17 protein-coding genes are annotated in these 16,193 nt (G+C 50.7%); 10 read left to right on the top strand and 7 right to left on the bottom strand.

Translation table 11 applies throughout. The features are described from left to right. Together AC3WS9_RS03150 and AC3WS9_RS03145 are read right to left on the bottom strand one after the other, a co-directional pair. A complete protein-coding gene (locus tag AC3WS9_RS03150; RefSeq protein ID WP_285145151.1) occupies positions 1–1,122 on the bottom strand; it encodes a ribosomal protein uL16 3-hydroxylase in 1,122 nt (373 codons plus the stop codon). A gap of 105 nt (positions 1,123–1,227) precedes the next feature. Next, complete coding sequence (locus AC3WS9_RS03145) at positions 1,228–2,118, bottom strand: LysR family transcriptional regulator (RefSeq protein WP_492486665.1); 891 nt, start codon at positions 2,116–2,118, stop codon at positions 1,228–1,230. A gap of 97 nt (positions 2,119–2,215) precedes the next feature. Between AC3WS9_RS03145 and AC3WS9_RS03140 the strand changes: the two genes are divergently transcribed. Next, the gene (locus AC3WS9_RS03140) at positions 2,216–2,929 is read left to right on the top strand and encodes an HAD family hydrolase (protein WP_492486663.1); all 714 of its coding nucleotides are present in this window, start codon (positions 2,216–2,218) and stop codon (positions 2,927–2,929) included. Between the two features lie 91 nt (positions 2,930–3,020). Beyond that, positions 3,021–3,317 carry an SH3 domain-containing protein gene (locus tag AC3WS9_RS03135; protein WP_285145150.1) on the top strand — a complete coding sequence of 99 codons (297 nt, stop codon included), beginning with the start codon at positions 3,021–3,023 and terminating at the stop codon, positions 3,315–3,317. A 29-nt stretch (positions 3,318–3,346) separates the two neighbouring features. Here the strand turns inward: AC3WS9_RS03135 and AC3WS9_RS03130 are convergent, their stop codons facing one another. Both AC3WS9_RS03130 and AC3WS9_RS03125 read right to left on the bottom strand, forming a co-directional pair. Further along, positions 3,347–3,952, bottom strand: coding sequence for an ATP-dependent Clp protease proteolytic subunit (locus tag AC3WS9_RS03130; protein WP_492486661.1), 606 nt, complete (start codon positions 3,950–3,952; stop codon positions 3,347–3,349). A gap of 64 nt (positions 3,953–4,016) precedes the next feature. Continuing rightward, entirely contained in the window at positions 4,017–4,787 is a 771-nt protein-coding gene (locus AC3WS9_RS03125) for a DeoR/GlpR family DNA-binding transcription regulator (protein WP_492486659.1), read from the bottom strand. 93 nt (positions 4,788–4,880) lie between these two features. On the opposite strand from AC3WS9_RS03125, the gene AC3WS9_RS03120 reads away from it, so the two are divergent. Both AC3WS9_RS03120 and AC3WS9_RS03115 read left to right on the top strand, forming a co-directional pair. Beyond that, on the top strand, positions 4,881–5,060 hold the full coding sequence (locus AC3WS9_RS03120; protein ID WP_285157138.1) for a hypothetical protein: 180 nt from the start codon (positions 4,881–4,883) through the stop codon (positions 5,058–5,060). Next, on the top strand, positions 5,057–5,449 hold the full coding sequence (locus AC3WS9_RS03115) for a VOC family protein (protein WP_492486657.1): 393 nt from the start codon (positions 5,057–5,059) through the stop codon (positions 5,447–5,449). Before AC3WS9_RS03120 ends, AC3WS9_RS03115 begins: the two co-directional genes overlap by 4 nt. Here AC3WS9_RS03115 and AC3WS9_RS03110 read toward each other — a convergent pair. Then, positions 5,446–5,862 (bottom strand): FosA family fosfomycin resistance glutathione transferase, encoded by a 417-nt coding sequence (locus tag AC3WS9_RS03110; RefSeq protein WP_492486655.1) that lies wholly within the window; start codon positions 5,860–5,862, stop codon positions 5,446–5,448. The two genes, AC3WS9_RS03115 and AC3WS9_RS03110, sit on opposite strands and share 4 nt — an antisense overlap. A 204-nt stretch (positions 5,863–6,066) precedes the next feature. Here AC3WS9_RS03110 and trpS point away from each other — a divergent pair, with 204 nt between their 5' ends. Next, positions 6,067–7,071 (top strand): tryptophan--tRNA ligase, encoded by a 1,005-nt coding sequence (gene trpS, locus AC3WS9_RS03105; protein WP_492486653.1) that lies wholly within the window; start codon positions 6,067–6,069, stop codon positions 7,069–7,071. Between the two features lie 39 nt (positions 7,072–7,110). Here the strand turns inward: trpS and AC3WS9_RS03100 are convergent, their stop codons facing one another. Together AC3WS9_RS03100 and AC3WS9_RS03095 are read right to left on the bottom strand one after the other, a co-directional pair. Next, positions 7,111–8,505: an MFS transporter gene (locus tag AC3WS9_RS03100; protein ID WP_285153679.1), complete on the bottom strand. Its 1,395-nt coding sequence runs from the start codon at positions 8,503–8,505 to the stop codon at positions 7,111–7,113. Between the two features lie 45 nt (positions 8,506–8,550). Next, a complete protein-coding gene (locus AC3WS9_RS03095; protein ID WP_492486651.1) occupies positions 8,551–9,645 on the bottom strand; it encodes a cellulase family glycosylhydrolase in 1,095 nt (364 codons plus the stop codon). A gap of 185 nt (positions 9,646–9,830) precedes the next feature. Here AC3WS9_RS03095 and AC3WS9_RS03090 point away from each other — a divergent pair, with 185 nt between their 5' ends. From AC3WS9_RS03090 to AC3WS9_RS03070, 5 genes are all read left to right on the top strand, one after another. Then, positions 9,831–10,841 carry a LacI family DNA-binding transcriptional regulator gene (locus AC3WS9_RS03090; RefSeq protein WP_492486649.1) on the top strand — a complete coding sequence of 337 codons (1,011 nt, stop codon included), beginning with the start codon at positions 9,831–9,833 and terminating at the stop codon, positions 10,839–10,841. Between the two features lie 213 nt (positions 10,842–11,054). After that, positions 11,055–11,396: an endoribonuclease SymE gene (symE, locus tag AC3WS9_RS03085; RefSeq protein WP_492486647.1), complete on the top strand. Its 342-nt coding sequence runs from the start codon at positions 11,055–11,057 to the stop codon at positions 11,394–11,396. A 124-nt stretch (positions 11,397–11,520) separates the two neighbouring features. After that, the gene (locus AC3WS9_RS03080) at positions 11,521–12,471 is read left to right on the top strand and encodes an HNH endonuclease (protein ID WP_492486645.1); all 951 of its coding nucleotides are present in this window, start codon (positions 11,521–11,523) and stop codon (positions 12,469–12,471) included. Between the two features lie 174 nt (positions 12,472–12,645). Beyond that, positions 12,646–13,905 (top strand): DNA methyltransferase family protein, encoded by a 1,260-nt coding sequence (locus AC3WS9_RS03075; RefSeq protein ID WP_492486643.1) that lies wholly within the window; start codon positions 12,646–12,648, stop codon positions 13,903–13,905. 10 nt (positions 13,906–13,915) lie between these two features. Beyond that, on the top strand, positions 13,916–16,192 hold the full coding sequence (locus tag AC3WS9_RS03070; protein ID WP_492486641.1) for an ATP-binding protein: 2,277 nt from the start codon (positions 13,916–13,918) through the stop codon (positions 16,190–16,192). The last annotated feature ends 1 nt before the right edge of the window (position 16,193 follow it).

Genomic DNA, 16,193 nt, shown 5'->3' with positions numbered 1-16,193 from the left:
TTACTCTTCGAAGTACCAGTAGCCCTGGTTGATCAGATCCGTCAGCTCAGCGACAAACGCCGGGTTTTGCAGCGCGTCGCCCAGTTCGTCCTGGCCAAACTCGGTGTAGCGGCACAGCACGTCAGCGGCTTTCGCATCCACTGTTTCCAGCTGTTCGCTGTTGATGAAGAAGCTGCCGCCGACGTTCAGCACGCGCAGACCGCTCAGACGAGACAGGGTTTCGCCGCCCTGCAGGGCATCGAGCACTTCTTCCGGTTCGTAGGCCGGTTCAGCCGCGGCGATATCCAGCTCGTGACGCGGGGTGCTGACAAAGCTGCCGAACCATTTTTTGAAATCTTCCGGCTGGCTGATCATCTCGATCATCATGCTGCGCAGACGATCGAGCTCGTACTGCTCCACGCGGCCCGGATGTTCGCGGCAGGTCAGATCCGGATCGCTGTAGTGCTCGCCACCCAGATCGTTTTCCAGCGCGTAGTCAGCAAAGCTGCTGATCAGGTCCCGGCCGTTTGGCCCACGGAAACCAACGGAGTAGTTCAGCGCGGTTTCGTGCGTGAAGCCGTCGTGCGGGAATCCAGGCGGAATATAGAGGATATCGCCCGGCTCCAGATCTTCGTCGATGATCGGCGTGAACGGATCAACGTGCAGCAGCGCCGGATGCGGGCAGAACTGACGCATCGGCAGCTTATCGCCCACGCGCCAGCGGCGGCTCCCCATGCCCTGAATAATAAATACATCGTACTGATCGATATGCGGGCCAACGCCGCCGCCGGGCACCGAGTAGGAGATCATCAGATCGTCCAGACGCCAGTCCGGCAGCACGCGGAATGGGCGCACCAGCTCAGCGGACGGCATATGCCAGTGATTCACCGCCTGCGCCAGCAGTGACCAGCCGTTTTCGCCCAGACCGTCAAAATGTTCGAAAGGACCGTTGCTCGCCTGCCACTCACCGTTGAAATGGCTGACCAGACGGCTGTCGACTTCCGGCTCCATCGCCAGGCCCGCCAGCTCATCAGGCGTGATCGGATCGACAAAATTCGGGAAGGCATTTTTCAGCACAACGGGTTGTTTTTGCCAGTATTTTTCGAGAAATTCCGGCCAGTTGAGATTCAGTTGATACGCCATGGGAAAGCACCAGTGAGAAGGGAAACAGGTGCGATTATGAGAGACGGGCCGGGCGGTTGCTTTGTCGTGGGTCAATTGCGGATGATTCAGCCGCCATAGCGACAATTAGCACGCCTTAACGCTGGCTGACGCATCAACAATCTGCAAAAAATCATCGCGTCGCGGGTTAACGATCTTCGCATTCCACACCGCGCCGATATCCCAGTGAATTGGGTTTTGCGACAGCGCGACGAGTCGCACTCCAGCGGGTAAAAAATGCCTGACGCTTTCGGGAAGAATGGCGATACCGTTTCCGCCGGTAATCAGCGCTAACAGCGTAGCCATGTCAGCGGTCGCTGAAATGGGCGCCGTGCAAGAAGGAAAATGTTTAAGTAACTGCGTCGTTTGCGCGGCCAGACAAGGATGGGTGGCGGGGTCTAACTGAAGTAATGGATAAGACAAAAAACCATGCTGAATATTGTCAGACTGGATATGACTGTCGGATGGGACAGCCAGAATCAACTGTTCGGTATGAATAATCTTTGTCGTCAATAATTCGGCAGCCGGGAGGCGAATAAACCCAATATCAAGACTCCCCTCCAGCAACATTTTTGTCTGCAAGCTCGAAGGGATGGGGTTAATGATGACTTCACAGTCCGGAAACTGCTGACGAAATTGGTTAATCCAGGCAGGAACAGTATGAAATGACGAAATACCAAAACCGAGGGTTAATTTTTTAGGGGTTTGCTGACATATTTCCTGAGCATCCCTCAGGAACAAGGAATGGGAGTGTAAAAGTGCCACCGCTTTCGGATAGAGCCGTATTCCGGCATCGGTCAACGAAGCCCCGTGACGACCTCGCTGGAACAACGACCCGCCGGTCAGCACTTCCAGTGCCTGGATCTGCTTTGAAAGAGCGGGTTGCGTCATATACAGATTTTGCGCTGCACGATGATAACTTCCGACGTCAGCCAGAGTGATAAACGCACGCAGTAACTTGATATCGATTCCTTTCATTTATCAAATCCTGAATAAAAGGGAATTATACACGCCCCTGTCGCCACGCCATGATAACGCCTCGTTGTGACTTTTAGCCGATTGCAGGGAGACAAATATGGCTTACTCTGGAACCCGAATTAAAGCGATATTATTTGATATGGACGGCGTGCTTATTGATTCAAATGCCGTTATTGAGCGCGCCTGGCGAGAAGCGGCTGAAATGTATGGTAAGACGATTTCACAGGAGGAGATCGTTAAACATATTCATGGTCAGCCCGGCCCTCACACCATTCATGCGCTCTTCAGCGAGTTGCCTGTTTCCGATCAACAGTGCGTTCAGGCACATATTATTCATGTGGAAAATACGGCGGAATATGATCCCATTCCCGGCGTCGGGCAGCTTATCCGTTCGCTCCATGCAGCAGGCGTACAGGTGGGGATTGTCACCAGCGGCTGGAGAGAAAAGATCGATCGCGTGACCGCGATGCTTAACATTCAGGAGTGTATTTCAGTCATTGTCGAACGCGATGATGTTGCGCGCGGTAAACCCTTCCCCGACCCCTATCTGCTTGCTGCCGAGCGTTTTGCAGTATCTCCCGAGAACACCCTCGTGTTTGAAGATTCCCGAAGCGGGGTGACGTCAGCCGTTTCTGCCGGGGCTTACTGCGTTGGAATCGGAGAGGATGAACTCATGACATACGGCGCCAGGCTGACGATTGCAGATTTCATGGGAGTCACAGTCAGTACAGGAGATGACGGGGAAGTCACCATGACTTTTCATCGGGAGCCATTGCCCGCCAAATGTCTCCCCCTTCAACCGTTCGCATGACACACCGTGACAGTTTCAGCCTTTATGGTTATCGCCCGATCCTTAGCGGCTTATATCGTTAATTAATAAGCGCGCACTGTCACGAGGCGATATGAGCGACTTCACTGAACTCCCGGTTTCTGGAAACGTGAAAACCACGATGGGTGTTTTCACTCGCAGAGATAATCCGTCGGTATTTTCGCCCGTCGCGAATGAACTGCCTGCCGGGAGTCGCGTGACGATTCAGGGGGCGGTGGTGGGTGATGCGGTGGAGGGCAATGCGCACTGGTATCGGGTGGGAGAAGATACCTATATCTGGGCGGGGGCTTGTACGCGGCTGGAGCCGTATCCGGAGTTTCCGGAAATCACCAGGCCCAGCTGGACGGCGATCGTTTTACATGAACGATAGCGCCCGTAACCGGGCGCTTTCTGGAACACTTAATCGAGTTTCAGCTCGTCATACTGAGTGATGATCTTGCCGACGATGCCGTAATCCAGCGCCTCGCCAGGAGACATCCAGAAGTTACGGTCGGTGTCTTTTTTCACTTTTTCCAGCGGCTGGCCGGTGGCGTCCGCAATCAGCTTGTTCACGCGATCCAGCATGCGGATGATCTCGCGCGCTTCGATCTCAATATCCGTGGCCTGACCACGCACGCCGCCCAGCGGCTGATGGATCATGAAGCGGGTATTTGGCAGCGCATAGCGGTGCTCTTTTTTCGCCGCCAGGAAGATGGTGATCCCGGCGCTCGCCACCCAGCCGGTGCCGATCACGTGCACGTCCGGGCGGATGAACTTGATAAAGTCGTGGATGGTATCGCCCGCTTCCACGTGGCCGCCCTGACTGTTGATGTACAGCTTGATCGGATCGTTGCTCACGCTTTGCAGCAGGATCAACTGAGTGATCACTTTCTCGGCCAGCGCCTGGTCAATTTCGCCGGAGATGATGATCGAGCGGGACTCGAGCAATTTCTGCGCAAGTGCGCCCGCGCCGTTTTTCCCTTCTGATTTTTCTGTGTTATCGCGATCTTTCTGTGTGAAGTGCATTGTTGTTATCCTCGGCTTTTAGCGCTCAAAGTCAGAGTGTAGCCTGTTTTGCCAGGCAAAGTCGTCAGGCGCACACAATGCGAACATCCTGGGTCGCGAACGCGCTGAGAACATCCGGGTTCATGCTCGCTTCCACCACCAGCACGTCGATATCACGGGTCCTGGCGACCACGAAGCGCGCCACGCCGGGGATTTTGTCGGTGGTCAGCGCCACGATGGTTTGATTGCTTTGGGCAATAACCGCTTTCTTGAACTCGCAGTCGGCAAAATCAAAGCCGGTCAGCCCCATTTCGGGGTCCATCGCACAGCCGCCAATAAAGGCCTGATCGAAAATAATCCCCTGGATCTGACTGGCCGCCGTCGCCCCGACCGCACCGCCCGAGGCGCGCTGGATCTGCCCGCCGGTCATGATCACTTCGCACAGAGGATGGCGCAGCAGCTCCGCCGCGATCGCCGGTGAGTTGGTCACGATCGTCACCTTTAAATCCGCTGGCAATGCCTTCGCCAGCGCCAGGTTGGTGGTGCCGGTATCCATAAAAATGCAGCTGCCGGGTTTGATAAAGGTTGCCGCTTTCTGCGCGATCATGTCTTTTTTTGCAGGATTTTTTTGCTCGCGAGCGAGGAAATTTCCCGCATCTGGCAGCTGAAGCACCGCGCCGCCGTAGACCTTTTTGCACAGGCCTTCTTTGCTAAGCTCATGTAAATCACGGCGAATCGTGTGCTCAGAGACTTTCATTTGCGTCGCTAATTCCGTACAGACCACCCTGCCGTTCTCCTGAAGGATCTTGCGGATCAGGTCTTGTCGTTGTTCCGGAAAAGCAGCATAATCGAGCATAAAGAGTCCTGTTAAAATCCAAATCGAGCATCAATGCGCATAATGTTGCATGACGCTCAGCCTGTCAATCAATGCAACCTGGAAGGGAGCCTGATGATGAAACGCAGTAAACCGTCTCACCCGCTTGTGGCTAACCAGCCTTACGACGGATTCTGGTTCCAGCCCGTCAGCCACACGGAGCGATCGCAGCAGAAAGTGCACCGCGAAGAGCTGCCCGCCCGGTTCCAGGAACATCACTCAACTACGCGCAGCAAACAACGAGGCTTAATATGAACATTGCACATGTGGCACTCTGGACCCGCAACCTGCCCGCTCAGGTTCAGTTCTGGGAAACGGTTTTCGGGGGTCGCAGCAACGAGAAATACATCAGTAAAAACCGCCCTGGCTTTGAGTCGCACTTTATTACGCTCACCGACGGCCCGACGATTGAGCTGATGACGGTCCCGGAACTGGCGGACGCGCCCGTGCATCCTGAATTTGTCGGCTGGGCACATATCGCTCTCAACGTTGGCAGCAAAGCCAATGTGGATCGCATGGCGGAACAGGCGCAGCAGAACGGCACGCTTCTGAGCGCGCCGCGCATGACGGGGGACGGATTTTACGAGGCGGTGATCGCCGACCCGGACGGGAACCGGATTGAGCTGGTCGGGGAGTCGTTCTAAGAATAAAACCGCATCCCCGCATAGGGTTTTTCCCGACACGCCGCCAGCCGCGCGGCGATATCGCCCACGTGCAGCTCCAGCTTATGTCCGTCCGGGTCGAGAAAATAGAACGACGCGCCTTCGCTTTTATTAGTTTTCCAGACGGTAACCCCCGCCTGCTCCAGCTTGTGCGAGAAAGCGTCAAAATCTTCGGGTGCAACGCTGAACGCATAGTGGGTGTAGTCGCTCTTCTCAGGCGGAACGTAGTTGCGGGTTTCGTCGAACGACAGGCACAGCCAGAGGTCGCCGCAGGTGAGATATGCGCCCGCGTCCCACTGCGCATGGAGTGACAACCCCAGCAGATCGCGCCAGAAATTCACGCTGGTTTGCAGGTTGCTGACGGCCAACGTGAGGTGGTTCAGTGATTGCAGCATAGGATCCCCTGTTGTGTTTCGCTCAGAACATGATACGGTAATTCAATGAACAGAAAACACCTCCCCGCTTTCCATCACACCCAGTGGTGGCTGCCTTCTTAAAGGCGGCCCGGAATTGTTTTCCCTCTTTTTCAGATAGCCGCCGAAAGGCGGCTATTGCATTTCTAAGACGTCTTTCGGCTTTTAAACCTTAAGGAGTCTTACATGAACACCAAAACTATTATTTTGACCGGCGACCGTCCGACTGGCCCTCTGCATCTTGGGCACTATGTCGGCTCGCTGCGCCAGCGCGTCGCGCTCCAGCAGGATTATCAACAGTTTGTGCTGGTCGCCGACCTGCAGGGCCTGACGGATAACGGCAGCAACCCGCAAAAAATCCGCGATAACATCCCCGAAGTGTTGGCCGACTATCTCGCCGCGGGCATCGACCCCGATCTCACGACCATCTGCCTGCAGTCCGCCCTGCCCGCGCTCGCCGAGCTGACGATGCTGTATATGAACATCGTCACCGTGGCGCGCGTGGAGCGCAACCCGACGGTGAAAAATGAAATCGCCCAGAAAGGTTTTGCCCGCTCGCTGCCCGCAGGGTTCCTCGTATACCCCATCAGCCAGGCGGCGGATATCACCGCCTTCAAAGCGGAAGTGGTGCCCGTCGGCGATGACCAGCTGCCGATGATCGAGCAGACCAACGAAATCGTGCACAAGATGAATAGCCTGCTGCCCGCCCCGGTGCTGCGCCACTGCAAAGCGATGCTGAGCGACACCAGCCGCCTGCCGGGCGTCGACGGCAACGCCAAAATGTCGAAATCCCTCGGCAACACCCTGCACCTTTCGGCAAGGGAAGAGACCATCCACCGCGCCGTCAGCGCGATGTATACCGACCCGAACCATCTGAAAGTGAGCGACCCGGGGCAGGTCGAGGGCAACGTGGTGTTTACCTATCTGGATGCGTTCCACGCGGACAAAGCTAAAGTCGCGGCGATGAAAGCGCAGTACCAGCAGGGCGGACTGGGTGACAGAACCTGCAAAAACGAGCTGGAAGTGTGTCTGCAGGAGCTGATCGCGCCGATGCGCGAGCGGCGGGCGACCTACATTCAGGACAAAAGTCAGCTGATGGCGATGCTGAAAAACGGCAGCGAACGGGCGCACGAGCTCACGCAGACGACGCTCAAAGAGGTGAAACAGGGGCTGGGCGTGCCGGTGTTCTGAGGGACTGGTGGACGCCTGCCGGGCAGGCGTCCACAAAAGCTAATTCACCGAGACCGGGCGATCCAGACGCTCGTCGCCTTCCACATCCTGCGCGGAAGCGTGGCGGCGCTCCGCCAGCAGACGACAAATCTCCGCATGTTTTTCTTCGGTAAAGGTGAAGCGCGACATGCAGCCGAGGCGGATCAGCGAGCCAATCGCCGGAAGCAGGCAGATGCCGAAGAACAGCCCGGTCAGCACGCCATCGCTCTGGGTTTGCGCCTGCGGCACGTAGCCGATCATCGTCAGGAACACGCCGATCAAGCCCCCGCCCACCGCCACCGACATCTTGCCGGTGAAGGTCTGTCCGGAGAAGGTGATCGCCGCACAGCGTTTATGGGTGTGGTACTCAGCGTACTCGATGGTGTCGGCGATCATCGACGAGGTGAGGATATTGCTCATCATCACGAATAGCGTGCTGAGGCCAAGCAGCAGGAACAGCAGCGCGGTGTGCTGATACCCGGCGAACCACATCACCGCACGCACCGCGATATCCAGCCCGCAGAGGATCATAAACAGTTTTCGCTTCTGCATCCTGCGCGTCAGCATCGGCGCAATCAGACACACCACCGCCGCCACGATCCCCATAATGCCGATCGCCATCTGCAGGCTGCCGTCGCCGAGGTTGTAGATAAAGAAGTAGATGTAAATCCCGTTGGCGACGTTATGGAACACGCAGAAAAAGAACGACAGCAGGATGACGAACAGGGGTTTGTTCTGACGCAGATTGTGGAAGGTGTCTCGCATCGTCACCTTCTCCGCGCTCGGCGGGACGCGCTCTTTAATCTGCATAAAGCCGTTTAACATCAGCGGCAGGCCAAAGAGCATCATCACCAGCGCGGCCATGAAATAGCCTTTGTCGTTGCTGTACTGGGCAAAAAACGCCGCCAGTTTCGGGAAGAAGATATTCGCGCAGGCGATCCCGGCATTGACGCCGAGCATCGCCGCCGTCACCGCGCGGGTGCGCTGGCCCGAGTCGTTGGTCATCACCGACGACATCGACCAGAACGGGATATCGGAGATCGCGTACAGCGTCCCCCACAGAATATAGGTCACCCCGGCGTAGAGGATTTTGGTGGTCATGTCTGCTTCGATTTTATAGAACGACAGCAGCGTGACGCCGGTAATCAGCAGCGGAGCGATAAGTAAAAAATGCCGGAACTTGCCGAATCGGCTGTTAATGGTGTCCATAATGCTGGCGAACAGCGGATCGTGAACAGCATCCCAGACGCGGGCAATCAGGAAGATCGAGCTCGCCGCCAGGGCCGAGATCCCCAGCACGTCGGTGTAAAAATAGTTAATAAATGAACCCACTAAACCAAAACTAAAACACTGACCTAAACCATAGCCAAAATAGGACCACAACTCGCGAGACGGTATTTTCATTGTCGTTGCCATAGTGCGTACCTTGCTGTCCGGCGGCGTACCGCCGGATCGTTATTGTTATGCCTGCGGCTGCGGGGCGATTTTGCGCAGCTTGCGCATCAGGGCGATTTCGCTGCGCGAGAACGGGATGCCGTTTTCCTCGAAGACGTCGTGGAACCACAGGCGGCAGTAATCTGTGGAGCCGGTCATGATCACCGGCCACGGCAGCCAGGTCTGGGTTTTGCCGCGCACCAGGCCCCACTGATACGGCGCGACTTTCGCGGTGTACATCAGCGGGAGCTGCTCTTCGATGGTGCTCCCGACGTGGCGCGCCAGCCATTCGGTGCAGAACATCGGGCGGCCAAGCTGCTGTAACTGCTGGATAATCGCGGTCATGCGCCCGGTGTTGAGGTAGGCGTGGTAGCTCACCACGTCCGACAGCTCCAGCGCGGTTTGATCGAGCGGGTGCTGGAAGAATGTCTCCCCTTCCACTTCCGCATCTGGCGACACGCGCCACGCACAGACCGTCAGCGGCTGCTCCGGATCTTCTTTCCGCGCCCACTCGAACGCCCGTTTCATCAGCTCATGCGCGTAGCTTTCCAGTTTTTCGTCGTACTGCACTTCCACGGTGCCCGTCGCAAAAATCCCGCGGTTGCCCGGCTCGTTATAGAGATCCCACACCAGGACGCGCCTGTCGTCGCGGAACTGGCGGATAACGTCGCGGATATAACGCTCAATCTGCGGCCAGCAGTCGCGATCGCACACTTTGTCGCGCCCTGGGCTCGCCGCCGCCTGGCTGTTGTGTTTCCCCGGAACCGGCGGCTTCTGCGGGCCGAGATACGGCTCGTCGCCCGAGAATCCGCAGTCGTCCATCAGCGTCAGCATGGTGCTGAACCCGTGGCGGTCAGCAAGTGTCAGAAAGTGGTCAATACGCGCCAGCAATCCGTCGCGATCGTGCTCCCAGACGATAAACGGCAGGTTGATGCGCAGGGTGTTGTAGCCCGCGTCCGCCGCCCAGCCGAGTTCCCGGTCAATGGTTTCGGGATCGAACGTCTCCTGCTGCCAGATATCCGTCCAGTTCACCGCCGTCGACGGCAGATAGTTAAACCCGCACAGCCACCCTTTCTGCTGATACCACGCCTGCGCCTGTTCTTTGCTCCACTGCTGTTTCATCGTCGCCTCACTTGCTGATAATATTTAGCTAATAAATATTAGTTGAACTATAAATGAGCAAACTGGCGCATTCAGAAAAGCGACAGCAATCACAAAGTTCAGGCTTGAGCGCATAAGAAACGTGATCGACCGCGCTTTGGAAGACGGTTAAGGTATGATGCTGTTTCTCAAGAGGGAGCGAGCGGATGAAGCGGAAAAACAAAATCACGATGAACGATATTGCGCGTGCGGCGGGGGTGTCGCAGGCGACGGTTTCGCTGGTGCTCAATCAGTCCCGCAACATCAAGCTCAGCGACGAGACGCGCCAGCGGGTAATCGGCGTGGCCGCCGAGCTCGGCTACAATCGCCTGCCCGCCATCCACGCGCCGCGCAACCAGGAAGAGGTCGCGCTGCTGGTCAGCTCCCTGCAAAGTTACGACCCCTTTATTGACGCCATCAGCCAGGCGCGGGATGCGGCCTGGCGCAACGAGACGCTGCTGACCGTGTACGACTACGGCGACGACGTGGAGCTGGCCCTGAACATCATCCGCCAGCTCGAGAAGCGCAACTGCGTGGGGATTATCCTCGCCTCCCCCGTCACCACCCTGGTGGACATGACCGATTTCCAGGACTGTACGCAGCTCCCGCTGGTGCTGCTCAACCAGCGCGACCCCGGCTCCCCGCTGCTGCCGTCGTTCATTCCCGACGACTTCGCCAACGCCTTCCAGGTGACGCGCCATCTGATTGCTCAGGGGGCCACGCGCATCGCGCACATCACCGGCGAGAGCTGGATGGAGGCCACCCGCCAGCGTAAGGCGGGCTACCAGGCCGCACTCGAACAGGCCGGACTGGCGTTCGACGAGAGTCTGGTTCGCCCGACCAACTGGCAGTTCAGCGAGTCCTTCACCGCGACCGAGTCCCTGCTGGCGTTGCCGGAACGCCCGGACGCGATCTTCTGCGCCAGCGACTGGCTGGCGATCGGCTGCTATCAGGCGCTGGCGGTGAACAACGTGCAGATCCCGCAGGACATGCTGCTGGCAGGTTACGACGATCAGAAGATTTCCGAACAGCTGACCCCGGCGCTGACCAGTATTCAGCTGCCTTATAGCGAGCTGGGGCGGTTGGCCGTGGAGTATCTGTGCAATCAGGAAGATGCGGCGACGCATGTGACGCTGGCGGGAAGGTTGAGGGTGCGGAGATCGAGTGAGCGTAATTAATTAAAAACTTATTTCGGCAATATATATTGTGAATAATGAATTCATTATTTTTATATATTCAAATCACTCCGAATAACGCTTATTACGTTTTGTATTCAGCTGGACTTTAAATATTTTCCTGATTAAATATACAGGTATTCATAACGCGGTGCGGACATGCGCCAACACGTCCGCACCGCTCATCACAATCACTATTTACGGAGAATAGTAACCATGACTAACGTCGATTGTATTGCAGATTCAATTGAACCAGAAGTGTTCCCCGCCGATAACCGCACCTTCACCGTGAGTTATGCGAGCCGTTTTCACGATCACGCCCGTATGCCAGCCTTTATCATGAAGGGCTACTGGCTGGATGAAGCCGGATTCAGCACCGGCACCAAAGTGGACGTGAAGGTGATGAAAGGCTGCATGATCCTGACCGCACGCGAACCAGGACCGGAAGAGACGGAGATGGAGAAGCTGGTGCGCGAGGTGAGTAAGCTTTCAGCGCGTAAACAGAAGCAAGTGGTGGAGTTTGTCGGGGTGATATCGGCGAAGAGTTCGAAAGGCTGAAAAATCAATTGAGTGGGGAAGGCGCCGATGGGCGCCTTTTTTGTTGGTTGTGAGAGGTGGGTGGTTGATTGGGAGGGGTTTTGCGAGCATCATCGCAGAAACTAATGATTCCTGTAACAGAACCATGACTATTGCAAAATCTCTGAGTCAAAAAATTGCTGAAATGAAAACGGCCTGGTACGACAATGCACCAGCGTTGAATAAGCCTTTACTTATTCTGTATGTTCTTTCTCGCTATAAGCAGGGACATGGTCAGTTGTTTAATTTCCAAACGGAAATCCATCTTTCACTGCAATCTTTGCTTAAGCGCTATGGTCCCAAACGTAAGGTATATGAAACCATCATGCCTTTCTGGAGACTGCGGAGTGATGGTTTTTGGAGTCTGGAATGCAGTAATCCTCATTTATTAGCAAGCAAGAAAGAGCCTTCTTTGGCCGAAGCAATTGAGAACGATGTATCTGGCGGTTTTGATACATTATCGTTTTATCAACTAAAAAATCATAACTCTTTAATAGATATTTTGGCACGACAGATTATCGATAAATATCTACCCTTACCACTTCAGAATGCACTTAGTAATGAGCTTGGATTTGAGAAACCGCTTTTATTACCATATGAAAATGATTTAACGGATCACTTTGACTTGATTAAACACGACATCAATATGATTGCAGAAGATATATCTCTCAATGAAACTACAAAAACCGCTTTAATTCAGGCAAGAATTGGGCAAGGTACCTTTCGTAATAGTTGCTTAAAGATTTATCCCGCTTGCCCAGTTACTGGAATTAGCTTCGAGCCATTATTGAAAGCTAGCCATATAAAGCGGTGGTCCGATTGTCTAACTGCCCAAGAACGTTTGGATCCGTATAACGGCATTATGCTTACAGCCCATATTGATGCATTATTCGATTCGGGATGGATTTCATTTGCTAACGGAGGCGAAATATTAATTAGCAATCAGCTTGATTTTGGCACTTGCGACAGACTGGGTTTGCCAGAGAAAATAACTCAGCTACCACATCAAACTATCTTCTATATGGAATGGCATCGTAAACATATATTTAAAGCCTAAAAGAATAATTAATACAATAACATTGACAACTTGATGAATTAGTTAGAGAGACAGATAACTCTAAAGAGAAGGATCAAAAGCTGACATAGATACTGTAATTCGTTCAAAAACCATTTGAGATGTTTTTTGAAGAAATGCTATATTCATACTAAAGTCAATCTAGTATTGTGAACCATGGATAACCTCAAAACACATAACGCATACTTAAGAGAAGTAATTTTATCATCGAATCTCACAGATGATCGCCAACCTATTGATTTAGATAGGTTAGATGCTACGATGCGTGATCATTTCTCAATTGAAGATATGAGAGTTGCTGGTAGTTTCTTTACTGGAGAAGCGCTTGCACAGCAAACGCTTACCTCTTTTTGTGAGCCAATTTCACAAAATTCCATCATTCTTGACCCAACTTGCGGTGCTGGAAATTTACTTATTGCATGTTCACGACAGTTAGATATAAAGAATACTTTATCAGAAACCCTCAAAGTATGGGGTAAAATTCTTTGGGGCTATGACATATATCCTTTTTTTGTTGAAGCAAGCAAATTACGAATAATTACAGATATATTATCTCGCGGAGCGATAAACGATTGCTGCATAGAAACTGCAATTTCGCTTCTCGATAATATTAAAGTAAAAGATGCTTTAACATTGACTAAAGAAGAATTAAGTAGCGTTACACATGCGATTATTAACCCACCATTTACAGTTTGCCCTTCACCTAAAAAAAATTATTGGAAAACTGGAAAGGTGAACTCAGCTGGAGTTTTTCTAGACATATTTGTTAGGACACTACCTACAAATTGCAATATTAGTGCAATACTACCTGATGTCCTTCGTTCAGGTAGTCGATATGTTGACTTTAGAACATTCATAGCTAAAAATATTAAAGGAATTTGCTCTGTATGGGGAAGATTTAACTCGAAGACAGATGTAGATGTTTTTGTGTTATCAGGGATTTTAAACGAAAATACTGTAGATGGAATAAAGTGGATTGCTGAAAAACCATCATCTTTATCATTATCAAGTTTGTACGATGTTCGTATTGGCCCACTTGTGGCTTATAGAGATCCACTAAAGGGCCCTGAATATGCCTATTTTCACCCCAAAAACACTCCTGCGTGGGAAATCGTTACGAACTCCAATGAACGGCGCCAGTTTGAAGGCACCGTTTTAAAACCCCCGTTTGTTTTAATTAAAAGAACATCCAGCCCTACCGATCGGTTCAGAGCTTCAGCAACAGTTGTAAACCTCAAAGAAAATGTAGCTGTTGAAAACCATATGATGGTTGTAACACCTAAAAGTTTAAAACTAAGTGATTGCCTTATATTATTAGACATTCTAAAATCTGATGCTACAAACTCATTTCTTAATGAGAGAATCCGCCTTAGACATTTGACAGTAAGTGCCGTTAAAGATATCCCACTAAATTAAGGATAATGTTATGGCCCGTAGACTGATAGCCCAAAAACCTTTTGATTTTTCAGCTAGAGTTACTTTACAACTTGGCAGGGAAAGTATTTCAAGCTCAACAGTAGCAGTATCAGAGTTAATAAAAAACTCTTATGATGCAGATGCTGAAAATATCAGTATTGACTTTTACTTACGTTCACAAAACGCTGTGTCAACCCTAGTTATAAAAGATGATGGACAAGGAATGGATAGCGCGACGTTAATGTCGCACTGGCTTCGAATTGGAACAGATAACAAGTCTATTGCTGAATTTTCAAGTAACAAAAAACGGCTACTGACAGGGGCAAAAGGACTAGGTCGTTTAGGGATAGATAGACTTTGTAAACGAATGATTTTATTTACAAAGAAAAAAAACTCAACAAGTGTCATTCAGCTGGATGTTGATTGGCGGAATTATGAGAACACAGAAAAATCATTAAGTGAAATTCACCACAGCATATATGAATTAGATCTTCCTATCGATGATAAATATGGTGAAATTTTTAGTAATAGAGAAGAACAAGGGACTTACATTGTCTTAATTGGGTTAAGAGATATTTGGACTGAAGAGTTTATCGACGCTTTGAGTAATGAGCTACGTCTATTAATTTCTCCTTATAGAGCTATTAATGACTTTTCAATACAATTACAAATACATACAAAGAACAATAAAATTGTTAGAACTATAGATTCTCAAGACATACTTGCAGGTGCAAGTTGGAAAATAAGTGCCGTTATAGATAAATATAATCGAGTTAAAACAACATTCACCAATAATGAAAGTGGTGAGATTATTGAACATGAACCAATCCCATGGGAAAGATGGATTATTAACCAAGGGGAAAAACCTTTATTTGGTCCTATTAAATTTGATTTTTACTACTTAGCTCGAAAAAAAGAATCTTTGGCAAAAGTCAACTTAACTGCTAGAGATTGGTCAAAGTTTATGGAATTAAATCGAGGAGTTAGAATTTATAGGGATGATTTCCGCGTTCGTCCTTATGGAGAGCCCAGTGGCAAAGGCGATTGGCTAGATCTTGGTTATAGGAAGGCACAAAGCCCTGGTGGTATAAATCAAGGGGGATGGAGAGTAGGGCCAGGACAAATAATTGGTGCGTTAAGCATCTCAAGACAGGGAAACGCTATACTTGACGATCAGGCAAACCGCGAGGGGATTGTCGAAAATGATGCGTTTTTCCAAATGAGGACTTTTGCACTAAAATCAATTGAAATGTTTGAAGAACTAGCACATAAGTCAGCTTCAGGAGATGGAGAAACTGACTTATCAAAGGAGCTAGAGTTAATATTAAGTAAATCTTCTCATGATTTGTCCGAAGCATTAGAAAATGTTAAGAAAATTGCCCATGTGAAGAAAAAATCACGCAAAAAAAGAATAGTTCCTAGCGCAGTATTATTATACCAGCGAGTTAAAGAGCTTGAGAAGGCCAAATTAAATCATGAAAAAGCTCTCCAAGATTATTATGATTCTCTTGAAAAAGAACGACTAAAACTTATTGAAGAAAAAAATACCCTTTCTAATCTCGCTTCAATTGGAATTCTTACAGTATGCTTTGGTCATGAGATAAGAACTCAGGCTGCCCTAGCCCTTGATAATACTGATGAGATACTTGAGACAATATTAGATGCAAAGAAATTTGGGATTCCAATTGATTACGCTGAAATGCAAAAAATTTGTGCCACAGTTAAAGGAAGTGTCACATATGTGAATAACTTTTCTAAACTTGCTATCAATAATATAACACCGGACAAAAGGAGAAGAAAAAAAATAAATGTACCGCATGTGTTTGAGTATATTTTAAACGTAATGGGCAGCACTCTTTCGAGAATGGGAATTGAATACGATTTTATTTATTATAAAATTCGTAAAGAAGATTTCAATGTCCGTTCATTCGAGATTGACTGGGAAAGTATAGCTATTAATATAATCACTAATACCTTATGGGCTCTTGCTTTTAAAGGTAAGAATGAGAGATTCATTCGAATAACTTTTGAGCGTGTTGGAGGAACAAAATTACGTATTTCTTTTGAAGATTCTGGATGTGGGTTAGAGGAAGGCCATGAAGAGACAATCTTTTTGCCAATGAAAAGCGCAAAACGAGACCGCACTGGAAATGTTATCGGAACAGGGATGGGACTTGCCATAGTGCATAATCAAGTGCATGAACATATGAGTGGTAATGTGTTTGCCAAAAAAAATTCGCCACTAGGTGGTGCAGGAATTTACATTGAAGTAAACCAGGATATTTAAA

The organism is Lelliottia sp. EB106-05-01-XG201 (genome assembly GCF_058791735.1).
The sequence above is the reverse complement of the archived record's forward strand: the minus strand, read 5'-3'. Positions and strand labels throughout refer to the sequence as shown.